Annotated in this window: 9 protein-coding genes; 8 read left to right on the forward strand and 1 reads right to left on the reverse strand. The window is 51.7% G+C overall.

Going from position 1 to position 14,216, the window contains the following annotated elements; translation table 11 throughout:
• The first annotated feature begins 337 nt into the window (after positions 1 to 337).
• From P400_RS0105685 to P400_RS0105710, 6 genes are all read left to right on the forward strand, one after another.
• A complete protein-coding gene (locus P400_RS0105685) occupies positions 338 to 673 on the forward strand; it encodes a helix-turn-helix domain-containing protein (protein ID WP_051545949.1) in 336 nt (111 codons plus the stop codon).
• Positions 670 to 1,413 (forward strand): ImmA/IrrE family metallo-endopeptidase, encoded by a 744-nt coding sequence (locus P400_RS0105690; RefSeq protein WP_026825273.1) that lies wholly within the window; start codon positions 670 to 672, stop codon positions 1,411 to 1,413. The genes P400_RS0105685 and P400_RS0105690 overlap by 4 nt, the downstream gene beginning before the upstream one ends.
• Entirely contained in the window at positions 1,406 to 2,020 is a 615-nt protein-coding gene (locus tag P400_RS0105695; protein ID WP_026825274.1) for a hypothetical protein, read from the forward strand. Before P400_RS0105690 ends, P400_RS0105695 begins: the two co-directional genes overlap by 8 nt.
• Before the next feature lie 218 nt (positions 2,021 to 2,238).
• Complete coding sequence (locus tag P400_RS0105700) at positions 2,239 to 4,332, forward strand: heparinase II/III family protein (protein WP_026825275.1); 2,094 nt, start codon at positions 2,239 to 2,241, stop codon at positions 4,330 to 4,332.
• 113 nt (positions 4,333 to 4,445) lie between these two features.
• Positions 4,446 to 6,515 (forward strand): heparinase II/III family protein, encoded by a 2,070-nt coding sequence (locus P400_RS0105705; protein WP_026825276.1) that lies wholly within the window; start codon positions 4,446 to 4,448, stop codon positions 6,513 to 6,515.
• Between the two features lie 184 nt (positions 6,516 to 6,699).
• The gene (locus P400_RS0105710; RefSeq protein WP_026825277.1) at positions 6,700 to 7,212 is read left to right on the forward strand and encodes a hypothetical protein; all 513 of its coding nucleotides are present in this window, start codon (positions 6,700 to 6,702) and stop codon (positions 7,210 to 7,212) included.
• 35 nt (positions 7,213 to 7,247) lie between these two features.
• Here the strand turns inward: P400_RS0105710 and P400_RS0105715 are convergent, their stop codons facing one another.
• Positions 7,248 to 9,047 carry a hypothetical protein gene (locus P400_RS0105715; protein WP_026825278.1) on the reverse strand — a complete coding sequence of 600 codons (1,800 nt, stop codon included), beginning with the start codon at positions 9,045 to 9,047 and terminating at the stop codon, positions 7,248 to 7,250.
• 287 nt (positions 9,048 to 9,334) lie between these two features.
• On the opposite strand from P400_RS0105715, the gene P400_RS0105720 reads away from it, so the two are divergent.
• Both P400_RS0105720 and P400_RS0105725 read left to right on the forward strand, forming a co-directional pair.
• Complete coding sequence (locus P400_RS0105720) at positions 9,335 to 11,407, forward strand: bifunctional metallophosphatase/5'-nucleotidase (RefSeq protein WP_026825279.1); 2,073 nt, start codon at positions 9,335 to 9,337, stop codon at positions 11,405 to 11,407.
• Positions 11,408 to 11,568: 161 nt separating this feature from the next.
• Positions 11,569 to 14,214, forward strand: coding sequence for a glycosyltransferase (locus P400_RS0105725; protein ID WP_026825280.1), 2,646 nt, complete (start codon positions 11,569 to 11,571; stop codon positions 14,212 to 14,214).
• Positions 14,215 to 14,216 lie beyond the last annotated feature (2 nt).

Genomic DNA, 14,216 nt, shown 5'->3' on the forward strand with positions numbered 1-14,216 from the left:
GGCTGCTTTCCCGCGCGCGTCTCAAGTTTCCTAGGTGGATACAGCATAATGGTTGTTATAGAGAATCCCTGCTTTTGATTCATAAGGCTTGGCGCAAATGGGATACAGCATTTTGAGACTATATCCGATTTGATTTGACGAAACGACACGGTTGGCGAGGTGCGAAAACCGCATAACAACCATTATAGGAGGATGTCCCTCATTGTTTGAAGGATGTATTCCTATACAACGTAATAAAGAGAGGGGAAATCAATGGTAAATAAGGCTACAAAATTAATTTGCAAATTTGTAGTCTTGATTGAAATGGGTTACCATAAAATAAAAGGAGGGTGTCATCGTGAACGCAAATAAAATCATTGTGAACAACATACAATCATGGCTAAGGGATAACGGAAAATCGCAACAATGGTTAGCTCAAGAAATCGGGGTCAGCAAGGCGTTGATTGGTCATATGTTGAATGAGAGTCGCGTCATTCAATCAAAACGAATCGTTGATCTTGCGAATGCACTGGGTTTGACGGTCAATGAATTGACATCGGATGCTTCGATGAAGGAAGAACGCATGACGGTCGAATTGCGAGGCACACTGTCAAATCGACGGTCGAAAATGGAACTCGAGCGTTTGAAATTTGCGATAGAAGATTATGTTGGTCTCAAGAGTGAACGACCATGAAGCCATCGGCACGGATTGCGGAAGACACGGCAGAAGCATTCGCGGCAGATTTTTTAGAGCAAGTCATTGACAGTCACGTTTTCATTGGCGCTTACATCGAGCAGGTGTTAGCCAAACGCGCGAACCTCATTTTTCAATATGTCGAGGACGATACCTATTATGGTGTCGCCATCAAACACATGTCTGGAGAAGCGTTCATCGCATTGAACTCTTACCAACCATTACGCATGCGTTACTTTACCGCAGCCCACGAGTTATGGCACTTGTCTGAAGCGAGCAAGTGGCAAATCGATGGATTCGATCACGAACGAGCGGCCGACCGTTTTGCCGCTGCAATCATGCTACCAAAAAGTATGACAAAAGAAATTTGGGAGAAGCTGAAAGACAATCATGATACGAAGACCGCTATCATCTATTTGGCCGATATGGCTCAAGTCCCTTACGTCGCAGTCGTAAGACGACTCCGGGAACTCCATTACCGATTCTCTGATCTGAGTGAACAGGAATCCGACTGGCGCGAAGAACGGAAGCATCTTGGGATTGCCCCGAGTCCATTGGATCAAGCCCAACGTTTCGAATCATTTTCAGCCTATGAACAAGTGGTCGTCAAAGCGGTAGAAGAAGAACGGTTGACACGTTTGAGTGCCGCCAATAAACTCTCTGTTTATCGTCCTGATTTGGCTCGGGCGTTACAGGAAGATGAAGTCAGTCGTCTACAAGAGGACGCTGCCGATGATTAAGGAGCCGGTGTTCATCGATGCGAACATCATCATTCACGCGGCAAGCTTTCAACAAGCCGACGTCTTTGATTGGATCAACAGTTTGTATGGACAAGTTCTGATTCATGTAGAGGTATTGAATGAACTGAAAATATCTTCTGTCAGACAAAGGGTCGATGCGTTTATACATGACGGTGAGTGGATGTTGTTCGATCCTGAATCGGAAACATCGATTGCGACGGATGAACTCTATGACCTCTATCTCGTTTATCTGACGGAAGTTCGCCATGCGTTTCAACAACTGGACGAAAAGAAAGTCAGGGAAGGCAGACCGCTCAAGCATACGAGCGATTTGGGAGAAATCCATAGTCTTGCGGCCGCACGATTGATCAGCGCTGGCTTGATCTGTAGCGATGACGCGGACATTCGAGAAGTCATCAAAGACGCCGAACTATATATCGTCAATCAGGATGGAGAGGAAACGCTGATTCATCAGCACACACTCATGGATTTTTGTATTCATTTGAGACGATATGAAGTCGTGAGAAGAAGTGAGATTCGAAAGTTTTTCAAATCGATTCGTCCTCGTGATATGAATTTGCTCGATCAATACCTTGATGAACGATAATCATTCAGCAGAATCCAACGCACGTCCGTTTACGACGTAGCTTGGATTCTTTTTTAGTAGACTTTTCTTCTTGCTAACATGCTATTCCGAACGGCATATACTAGAAGTTATGAAATTATTTGAACAAAAGGATATAAAGTCCAAATTTTAGTTGTTTAAACTTTATTTAATGGATATAATTTACAGGATAAAATCAAACAGAAACTGTGAGGAATATCATGAAACCTTTGTATACACGATTGTCGATCGGCGTGCTGAGCGGGATGCTCCTGTTCGCCCCGGTCACGGCCGAAGCGACGGCAAACTCGGACTTTAACGCCCGTGTCGCCCCGTCGACGACGCTCCATCAAATGAAAGACAAGAAGTTGGTCCCGCTCCAGACGACGAACGCGACGAAAGAATATCGCATCGTCCGACCGTCCGGCTGGTATTATCTGGCCATGTCTGGCGGCAAGCGCATTTACGTGAAGAAGAGTCAAGCCGAGGTCGTCCCGGCCCGCTCGTTGACGAAGTCACGTATCCAAACGATGACGAACCGTCCGCTCGTTCATACATATATGAAAGAGACCGATGCCCGCATCCCGTACGAGTATGATCGTTTGACGACCGAAGAAGCGAAAATGTATGCGGACCGAGCGCTCGCCGGCAACTGGTACATCCCGGCGGAGCCGAAACAATTGTCGGTGCCAAACATCGACACGTTCAACTGGCATAAGGACGTGCCGGCTGTCGACAACAACTCGTTCCCGTTCCAAATCCACTATATGACGGTGTTGAACCAATTGACGCAGGCGTATAACGACTCAGGCGACCTCGCCTATCTCCAATATGGCGAGCGTCTCGTCAAAAGCTGGACGAAAGCACACCCGGCCTATAACTACAAGCGACTCAAATGGGGATACAACGACCAGGGGACAGCGCTTCGCGTCTTCCATCTATTGAACTTCTGGGACGTGTACAAACAGACGTCGCTCAACAAAGACCCGGCGTTCACCGAGCTCATCTTGAAGACGCTGTATGAGCACGGCGAAATTTTGGCATCCGCTGACTTTTATAAAAAAGAGCATAACCACGGAATCTTCCAAGACATGGCGCTCACGGCGATCGCGCAGACGTTCCCAGAGTTCGACAAGAGCAAGACGTGGCAGTCCGTCGCGAGCTCGCGTCTACAGGCTCAACTCGCCTTCAGCATCTCGCCGGACGGGGTCCATCTCGAACATTCGCCGTACTATCATGTATACGTGTATCATACGTTGTCACGGTTTATCGAATGGGCTGACGCCAACGCCTTCGTCTTGCCGTCACGGTCTGGTTATATCGAGAAGATGCCGGACCAGCTCACCTATATGTTGAAGCCGAACCGGACGCTCCCGATTTTCGGCGACACGACCGGCTATTTAAAAGCGATGAACATCATTCCGAATACCGAGAACTATCCGGAACTCTCCTACGCCGTCAGTGGTGGGGCAGAGGGGACGGTGCCGCAACTGTTGACGAAACAACTCGGCGACCAGTACAGCTTCATGCGTGAATATTGGTCACGTCCACCGGAGTCGTTCTCGGGAGCGACCCAAGTGATGATGACGGCGGGGTACCATAGTACCGCCCACAAGCACGCCGATGACTTGAGCATCGACCTTTACGGGCTCGCCCGTGACTTCATCGTCGAGACGGGACGCTTTGGCTACTCGACGGACCCACGACGACGGGAAGTGCTCAAGGTCGAGGCGCACAACACCGTGCACCGCTACGGGGATGGTCTTGACTTGAGTGCGAGTATGGTCGGCAAGAGCCGGATCGTATCGGTCGAAGACAAGGGCGATACGAGTATCGCCATCGGGGAGAGTGCCCTCGTCGGGAAAGGCGCGACGCATCGCCGAACGCTCGTCTATGACAAGGCGAAGACGCTCGTCGTCTACGACAAGATCACTTCTCAGGCCCCGGATATGTTCGTGCAGCGATTCCATCTCGGTGACGGCTTGAAGCCTTACGCCGGCTCGACGGACGCTCAGAACGTGACGTTCCGGGACGACAAGCGCCGGACGATCCAGTTGATGCAGCTCGAGACGGACGAAGAGTCGTACATGTCGATTCAGCCGAGTCACTTGTCCGTCCGCAACTTCGAATGGAAGCCGCGTGAACAAGTCGTCTCGATCGAGTATGGGGATGACGTCCGTTACCTCACGCTCATCCGGATTGACCGGACGAGCACGTCAATCGTCGACGCCTCGTTAGCCGAGCAACCGGAGCAATACGTCGTCACGTATACGCTCTCGAACGGCACGACGAATACGATCAACGTACCGAAATGAGCATGGCCCAGCGAAAGCTGGGCTTTTTTGTGTGAACGACTGGGTAACTCTTGAATCCCACCATTTGCTAAGGTAGAATTTTCAAGTATAACAAATGACAAGTGAGGGAACGAATGGAACATTCAATCGCAAGACTCGTCGCCCAATTTGGCGGCTCGCTCGCGGCACGGGGAAGCCACGTATGGGACGTCGTCATCTCGGCGGGGACGATGCTGTATCAATGGAAAGGAAGACGGGTCGTCCCGGATATGCGACTCGAGACGACCGGGACCGGACGACTTATCCGTCCGTATGGGGAGTATCATGTCGTGCGTTTGAACGGGAAACAGTCGCTCGTCATGTCGTCCGATGCGATGCTCGCCATGAGGCGCCCGCTCACGAAGGCGAGACTGTCCGACCGGATGGACCGCCTGCTCGTGCATCAGTACATACAGGACAAACGTCCGATCGCCTCGTATCGATATGAACGGCTGACGGACGATCAGGCCGTTCGTTTTGCGGACGGTGTCTTACAAGGACGTTGGTACATCCCGGCAGCACCCGATGCGTTACGTGTCGCGGACGTCGATGCGTTCGATTGGGATCAGATGGTACCGCGGGTGGACAACAACTCCTTCCGTCTCCAGCTCCATTATTTGACGACCGTCCATCAGCTGACTCGTGCCTTCGAGGTGACGGGAGAGACGGCTTATGTGGAACACGCCGCCCGCATCGTCGATAGCTGGCACGCGCGCCATCCAGTTTTTGCGGTCAACCGGAAGCGTGAGGCATACCATGAGCACGGCACGGCGATCCGCGTGTTCCATCTGCTCGGGTTCTTTGAGGCGTACCGCTGTGCACGGATCGAGCGCGACCCATCGATGACAGAGAAGCTGTTGAAGATGTTGTACGACCATGCCGTCCTGTTGGCGACGCCGACGTTTTATCGGCCGCGTCATAATCACGGGATGTTCCAGGATATGGCGCTCTTTGCCATCGCCTCCTGTTTCCCGGAGTTCGACCGGAGCCCGGAATGGGAACGGGTCGCCCGCGCGCGTCTCGATGCCCAGATTGACACGAGTCTCGCCGCAGACGGGACCCACCTCGAACATTCGCCGGGCTATCACGTATACGTCTATCATATGTTGAGCCGCTTCGTCGACTGGGCGAACGTGAACGGCTTCCCGTTGTCCGACCAGTTTGACGTCATCGACGCGATGCCGGAACGCCTCGTCCATCTGATCAAACCGAACCGGACGCTGCCGATGGTCGGGGATACGGGCGGACAGATTCGGGGACGGCATCTGATTCCGCGTGTCGACTCGTATCCGTCACTCGACTATGCGTTGAGCGGGGGACAGGAAGGGGTTTGTCCGTCTGAACGGATGGTGAACCTCGGCTCGAACTATGCCGTCATGCGTGAATATTGGACCCATTTAAAGCGTCCCTTCAGTGATGCGACACATCTCTTGATGACGGCGGGCTATCACGGCGCAGCCCACAAGCATGCGGACGATCTGAGTCTCGAGCTGTATGGGCTCGGTCGCGACTTCATCGTCGAGATGGGGCGATATGGGTACGCGGACTGCGAGGAACGGTCGGAGGCGATGCGCGTCACGTCACACAACACGGTGCATCGTCTCGGGGACGAGCTCGACTTGTCGGTCGAGCGGATCGGGGAGAGCGGTATCGTATCCGTCGAACCGATCGGGAAGCAAGTGGTGGCGACAGGGGTGAGCCGTCTCATCGGAAAAGGTGCCCTCCACACTCGGAAGGTCGTCTACGATCAGGCGCGGACGCTCATCGTCTTCGACCGCATCACGTCACCAGAACCGGACCTGTTCGTTCAGCGCTTCCATGTGGCACCGGGTCTCGACCTCGTCGAAGGATCAACGGAGTCCCAGAACGTCCGGTTCATGGACACGTCGAATCGTGCGATGCAGATCGTCCAACTCATGACGGGGGACGAATCGTACATGACCATCGAAGAAAGTCACGTGTCGGCTCGCGATTTCGAATGGGTGAGCCGTCCACAGGTCGTATCCATCGAATGTGGGACGGACGTCCGCTTCTTGACGCTCATCCGCCTCGACCGGACGAATTCACGCATCGTCCAGACGCAAGTGGAAGAAACAGGGGATAGGTACATCGTCTCATATTGGCTTGAGAGCGGGACAAAGCACGTCATCCGGATCCCGTATTGACTCGATTATAAAAAAATAAGACGAATTTGAGTTTTTCCTTGATGATTTTTACCAATGATATTACAATAATTGTATAAGAGACATGTATATCATTTACATATGCGATAATGTTTGGATGCATTTAGGGATAAAGTCACATCACCTTTTGAACTAATTCTAAGCAGGGCGCATGGAGGAGGACCAAATGAGTCGCAAGGAAAGACGGATCAAAAAAAGAATGATGAGTGGGCTTCAGGTAACGCTTGTCGCGATGTTGCTTTTGGCGGGGATGTTTTGGACGCGCGCGGCGGACGATGCGGAAGCGAATGACTTCATTCTCCCGTCGACGACCGGCGAACAGTTGACGTTCAGCGGGATGGCGCTACGCCTTGACCCGAAAAAAGGGCCTTACATCCATGGGAATGCTTCCCATTACCCACGTGGATTTAAAGAGGTGTACATCGATCAAAACCGCGGTTATTTGACGGTCAAACGCGACCGCTTTGACTCGGTCGTCTCGATTATCACTGACCCGGATGAGACGCTCACGGCCCGTGGGATCACGATCGGCTCGTCTGGCGGTGGCGTCATCACGAACCTATACTTCTATCAGAACGGGCGTCTGCTCAACTTGGCAGACCCGAACGATTACGCGCTCGTAGCGGGCGTATACTCGAACGTCTGGTTGACGATTATCAGTCAGCCGAACGGACAATGACATCCTCGAGACGAGGATGTCATTTTTTGTAGGCTTTATTTGTAAACGGCGTCTTTGTAGCCGAATGATTGGATCGTGAGGTTGTTCAATCGCTTCGTATCGTATAGTGGGAAGATGACGGTTTCAGACGACTTCCAGCCACCGAGGTTGATCTTGTCCGTCGAGACCGGTCCGCCCGTACGATGGTTCGCATTCACGTCGACGTTGAAGAAGTGGATGTTACGTAACCACTCCTTGTCACCCGAACGGACGGCGACATATGTCCGAGACCCAGATTCGACCACTTTCGCCTCATAGGCAGGCGGCTCTTGTTGATAGGCAGCGAGTGGCTTGTCATTGATGGAGACGAGTTCGATCCGAGATTGCGAGTCGTTCGGGCGCGCGACTGCTTTCGTCTCCATCACGAGGCTACGCGTCGTGTTGCCGTCGATGGTGACGATCCGAGTCAATCCGACAGGGAAATCGTAAATAAATGCCTGGCCTTTCTCTTGGCTGACATACCACTCTTTCTTCTCGATGAGTGGACGTTTGAAACGGATTGTCTGTAATGTGCCATCCGTGACCATGGCGGTGACGGCACGTGCATATTGACTGGAATACGATGCGTTGTCGACATGGTCATGGAACGTTTGGACCGTCAGTTGACGATCTGACGTATGAACGTAGGCCGGTGTCGTCTGTTTCGTCATCATGACCGCATCGACGAGACGGACGATGTCTTTCAGGTCGGTCGCCGAGTTGACGAGGCGTTTGTTCGGTCCAGCCGCCTCATTTTGGCGAAGTGCCGTCACATAGTCGCCGACACGCGCTTTCGTGTAGGAGATGTTTAGCGTGTCGAGTGTAGTCGTGACCGATGCTTCGTTCACGTTCGAGAACATCTTGTCGATGGCGAGTTCGGCTTTCCCCATCTTCTTCCCGCGAATCGTCTTCGATGGCTTGATTGAACCGATGACGCCGTTCTTTCCTCCGAGGACATGCGTCTTCGTCGGTGCCGCGACGGTACGGACGTTGAGCGTGCTCGTCCCGCGTACGACGACATCTGTGTTACGGATGTTCAAGAAGCCGACCTCTCCTGAATATCGAACGGGGATCTCATATGAATATTCCGTATCTTTTGAGATGTCCCACCGTTCAATCGTTCCTTTTCCGGCGATTTTGACTTCACCTGCCGTATGGAGTTGCTCGATCTGACCGTTCAAGGTGAGCGTTTGTTTATCATCATCAAGCGGTGGATAATGCGCATATGCGTTCGCGACGACTTGACGGAGCGGTCCTGCCGTCGTCAACGTGAAGTTCGTAGATGGGATATGAAAACTGTCGATTCGACTCGCTGCCGCTTTGTCGATAACGAGCGAGCTGGCACGTTGACCGAACGGGAAGAAACTGAGCTGTTTCCATCCGGTGAGGGTGCGTCCTGACGTTTTTGGAACAACGATCATACTTCTTAGCGCAGTACCGTTTTTCTGAAAGAATGGCTTGAGCGCTGGGTCAATCTTGTAGCTGACTCCGGAGATGCTGACAATGTCCGTGCCCTTATAACTCATGACTTCGTTCATATCGTATGAAGCAATCGGTGTCTCGAGCGGCATGACGGACCGCATGGAGAGATACCCCTTCGTTTTACCGATTTGGACGTGGGCCCACGAGTTCGTCTTGCTGAGGAGATCGACTTTCGTATTCGCCTTCACCGTCATCAAGGTCTTGGCACCTTTTTGCGTCGATGCCTTTAGTTGAGTGGATTGGACCGTCTTATACGTCGGTGATGCTGCCTCGACGGATTGCATTCCGAATAGGACGACCAATAAAATAGTAAAACCTAGAATTTTTTTATACATATGTGTACCTCCTTTAATCTAAAAGTCATTATATACCAAATGATTTCGGCATCTCGAGCTACTTTGTCATAAAGAGGGAATCGTTTTTTGTGGAAATTGTAAAAACCTTTAAAATCTTCAATTTGTGATTGTTTATTGGACGCTTTTCCGTTACGTTAGAACTAGAGCGAATTGTACATATGGGGGAAAAACGGACGACTTTGGGGCAATGGGATTACACATAAGTCGAACGATGTAAGCGCTTTCCTTCCTGTGTCCTGTTCGCAAATCCGAAAGGGGAACTGAACATGGCAAAGAAATCATCACGTAAATTGTATACAGCGCTTGCCGTAGCAGCTGTATCGACGGCGTCACTCACACCGGCTGCTGTCACAGAAGCTGCACCGAAAGTACCGGTCGCGAAAGCGAAATCGGCGTACGTATACAAAGGGGATTTAGATGCGGCACTCGACGCTACATACAAAGGGGCACGAGTTCACTGGTACAAATCAAGTGTCGACCTTGAAAAACTTGGAACGTTCCAAACCGCACGTGGGATTGTCCTCGGTAAAGGGATGTATATCGAGAAGCGTGTTCGCGTCCTCGACCATCCGATTGAAATTCTCCCACCGTCTGAGCCGCTCGTGTTCAAACAAGGGAAACCAGCGCTCGGTATCTTGAAACAAGACGTACGATTCGCGAGCGGTACTTACGAAAAACCGGTTCGTTGGAGCGGCATCAGCACAGATGAAGTCGGCGAATTCGTCGCGACGGCTACATACAAAAACCGTGGAAAAACAATCACACTCGAAGTCCCGTATACAGTAGAAGGATACAAGCTCTCGATCATGCACACGAACGATACGCACGCGGCGCTCAAATACGCACCGAACCGTGCGACGGCGATCAAGCAAGTTCGTGCCGAGAAGCCGGATAGCCTCTTGATCGACGCAGGGGACGTCTTCTCAGGATCGCTCTACTTCAACGAGTTCAAAGGTCAAGCCGACCTCAAGCTCATGAACTACATGAAATACGACTTGATGGTACCAGGTAACCATGAATTCGACCTCGGTACGGAAGACGGACATAAAGAACTTGCTGACTTCGTCCGCTATGCGAACTTCCCGTTCGTCAGCTCGAACGTGGACTATTCAAAAGACCAGTACATGAAGAACCTCTACCGCGACGAAACGACACACAAAGCGTACAATGGTCGCTTATATGAAGGTGTCATCAAAGTCGTCGACGGGGAGAAGGTCGGATTCTTCGGTTTGACGACGGAAGAAACGGCGTCAATCGCAAGTCCGGGACCGATCGAGTTCCAAAGTTACATCGCTGAAGCGCAAAAAGCGGTCGACGCATTCGAAGAGATGGGTGTCGACCAAATCATCGCCGTATCACACCTTGGGTATAATGATAACCCAGCGTTTGACAACGACTTGTTGCTTGCTGAAAACGTGGACGGCATCGACGTCATCGTCGGTGGTCACACGCATACTCGTTTGAAAGAGCCGGTCCTCATCACAGAAGGTAAGGCTGAGCCGACAGTCATCGTCCAAGCGGATCAATATAGCCAGTTCCTTGGTACAGTGGACATCGAGTTCGATAAAGACGGAAAAGTCATCAAGCATGCAGGAAGCTTGATTGACGTTCGTGACCTTCAACCAGATCCATATGCGGTCTCACTTCTCGCACCATTCAAAGAAGTCGTGGATGCAATCAGTGAAGACCCGATCGGTGTGTCACTCACAGCACCACTCGAAAACCCGCGTGATGAAGGTACTGTGACTGCTCCAAGTGTACGCAAAAACGAAACGGCACTTGGTAACTTGATCACAGACGGCATGTTCACAAAAGCGAAAGAGTATGATGCAGACGTGATTGGTGCCGTTCAAAACGGTGGTGGAATTCGTGCGGCAATCGATGCGGGTCCTGTCACGACAGGTGAAGTGTTGACGACACTTCCATTCGGAAACACGCTTGCCATCATGGACTTGAAAGGTAGCGAGTTGAAAGCGGCGTTTGAGCGCAGTGTTGGCATTTATCCAATCGAGAACGGTGGATTCCTTCACGTGTCTGGATTCAAAGTATTGTTCGACAGCTCAAAACCGGCTGGCGAGCGCATCGTTAGCTTGCAGTACAACAACGGCACAGATTTCGTCGATGTCGAAGATGCGACGAGCTACAAAGTGGCGACAAACTTCTTCACAGCGCAAGGTGGAGACAACTATGTTGAGTTTGAAACGGCATTCAAAGACGGCCGTGTCAACGACCTCGGTCTCATCGACTGGGAGAACTTCCGCGATCACTTGATCAGCCTCGGTGAAGAAGTCACACCGGCTGTTGAAGGACGAATCGTTGACGTCAACGCAGCAGAGTAAGTGAATAACTGTTTTGGGGACGGATCCACTTGTGGGTCCGTCTTTTTTGATGTAGGACGCCGATTTGTACAGTTGTCATCAAATTGCGACCGACATGTAACTCTGTTAAGATACGATAAGATGAAGAAATACTGATTACTTAAAAAAGGTGGAGCGGACGTATGGATGTAAAAGCGACGCTACGCGACGTGCAAGCGCATATCGCGTGGTTAAAAGAAGAAAAAGAACGAGTCAACCGAAAAGAGGCGTTAGACGGGGATGACTTGATTACCTTAGATGAACTTCCTTCTTTGTCGAGACAGGCGCAACGCCCGCGTCTAGATGACAAACTGTTCGAGGAACAACAATCCGCATTGCAGGAAGAATTAGAAGCCGCCCGGAAGCGCCTCCCTGAACTGGATGTGACACGCATCCAGTCGAACGGGAGCAGTTTTTATGAGAAGGCGAACGTGCATGTCGCGTTCGTCGGACCGGTCAAGCGGGCCCGTGAGCTCGAACGTCTTTGTCACACCCATTACTTTGAGAACGTGACAGGCTTTTTAGAGTTGCTTGAAGCAGAAGACATTGACTTCCTGCTCATCTCGGCGGCGCTCGCTGAAGACGAGACGACCGCATTCCATCACATGGGGACACCACGCTCGCACTCCCGTCACTGGCTCGGCAACCTCATTCGCAAGGCGAAGCAAAAGGACATCCGTGTCGTCTTCGAGACGACGCTCGATACGAATCATTTCGACCGCTTCTCTTCACTTGCCGCACAATGTGACTATATCTTCACGGCGAACGAGGAGCGGGTGACAGATTATATAGAAGAAGTCGGACATGAACGGGTCTTTGTCATTCGTCCTGGCGTCGATCCGCTGCATTTCAACCCGATCGGGATGACGCGTGGCAAGACGGACCGCGTCGTCGTGACGAATCATTTCCCTGTATATCGTTTCGCCAAAGATTTGGAGACGCTCGCGCAAGGCGTCCGCGATGCGAATAAAGAGCTCTATGTGATACGTGAGGCGAATGAATCGAAAGCGTCACTCGCACCGAAATCGCTTCAAGATGTCCTCGTCCATGGGGACCCTGAGGATATGGAGAAGCTGAAAGAGGCGTCGAACTGGGTTCTTCACGTCAACGAAGTGAAGCATAGTCCGACGATGAGTGCACAAGCCATCTATAACGCGCAGGCTCGCGGACAACTCGTCGTGACGAATTACAACGTCGCCGTCAACAACGACTTCCCGAACGTGTTCATCGCGACGAGTGCCTTGGACGCGCAAGGAATCTTAGAAATGTTCAAGACGGACGAAGAGCGTCTAGAGCATCAGCTGTCCGGTGTCCGTACGATTTTCTCGAACCATACGATGTATGACCGCTTCAGCGAGATGATGTTCATTCTCGGCATCCACCACGAAATCCGTCGCGACGTCCTCGTCATCGGTCGCGGTGATGTGACGGCGACGCGCGAACAGTTCGAACGTCAATCGTATCCGCACAAGCGCTTCGTCGCCGAGGCGGATCTACAAGAAGTCGATTTGCGTACAGCCGACTTTGTGACAGTGTTTGACGACCGTCATCACTATCTCGACTACTATGTAGAAGACATGGTCAACGCCTTCAAATACACGGACGTCTCGTTCGTGACGAAAGGGCAGGACACAATCCATGAGTTCGTGGAAGACTATGCTGACGTGGGCTTGACGATGTTCGTAGCAGGTGATGTGTCGCTTGAGACGATTCAAGAAGGCCGCCGTATCGAAGGACAAGGTTATGCCATCGATCGTTTCGAATTGCTCGCGGCAGACGATGTGCTCGTCCCGAACGAAGCGGGCGACTATCAACTGTCAATGATCGTACCGATTTACAATAACGGTCGCTATCTATACAACAAATGTTTCTCAAGCCTTCGTCGCAGCTCGATGTTTGAAGACATGGAGATCTGGCTCGTCGACGACGGGTCGACGGACCGAGAGACGATCGGCTATATCGAGCGCCTCGTCCGGAAATATCCGAACGTTTACACGTACTCGTTCAACGATGGCGGCAGCGGCAGCGCCTCACGTCCACGAAACAAAGGGGTGGAGCTCGCGACGACGCCATACATCGCCTTCCTTGACCCGGACAATGAAGCGGTCAACGACGGCTATGCGGCACTGTTCCGTGTCATGAAAGAGGATGATGCGCTCGACCTCTCTGTCGGCAGCATGTTGAAGCTTGCGAACCGGGAAGCGATGATCGAACTAGAGGACCTCGAAAAAGATGGCGTTCGTGTCATCGAAGACCCGAGAGCGTACTTGCTCGAGCACAACTTCAAGGTGCAGAGTATCCAGACGATGGTCATCAAAAAAGACTTCATCGAGAAGCACGATTTGAAACAGGTCATCGGCGCCGTCGGCCAAGACTCGCTCTTCTTCCAAGAGATGTTCTTAAGCGCGGGACGGGTCGCCCTGCTCGACTTGACGATTCATGACTATTACGCGGCCGTCGCCGGTTCGACGGTCAATACGATCACGAAGAAATACTTTATGAAGTGTGTCATCCGGGAGACGGCACGGGCGAAAGCGTTCGCTCGCGAAGGCGTACTCGACCAATACCGTTCGACTCGATTCGAGCGTTTCTTCTCGATGTGGTATCTGGTCTTCTTACGTCGCAGCAAGCCGGAAGAGTTTTTCGACAACGCCGGGATGCTTTATGAAATCATCGAACAGTATCGTCCGATGGAACTAGAGACGCCGATCGTGAAACAGTTCGTCGACTTATATGAATCAGGACAAAAAGAAGAATTGAAGCGTCTCTATTTTGACGCATACTTGTGAGG

Origin of the sequence: Exiguobacterium marinum DSM 16307 (genome assembly GCF_000620845.1) — a bacterium.
Taxonomy (GTDB): Bacteria; Bacillota; Bacilli; order Exiguobacteriales; family Exiguobacteriaceae; genus Exiguobacterium; species Exiguobacterium marinum.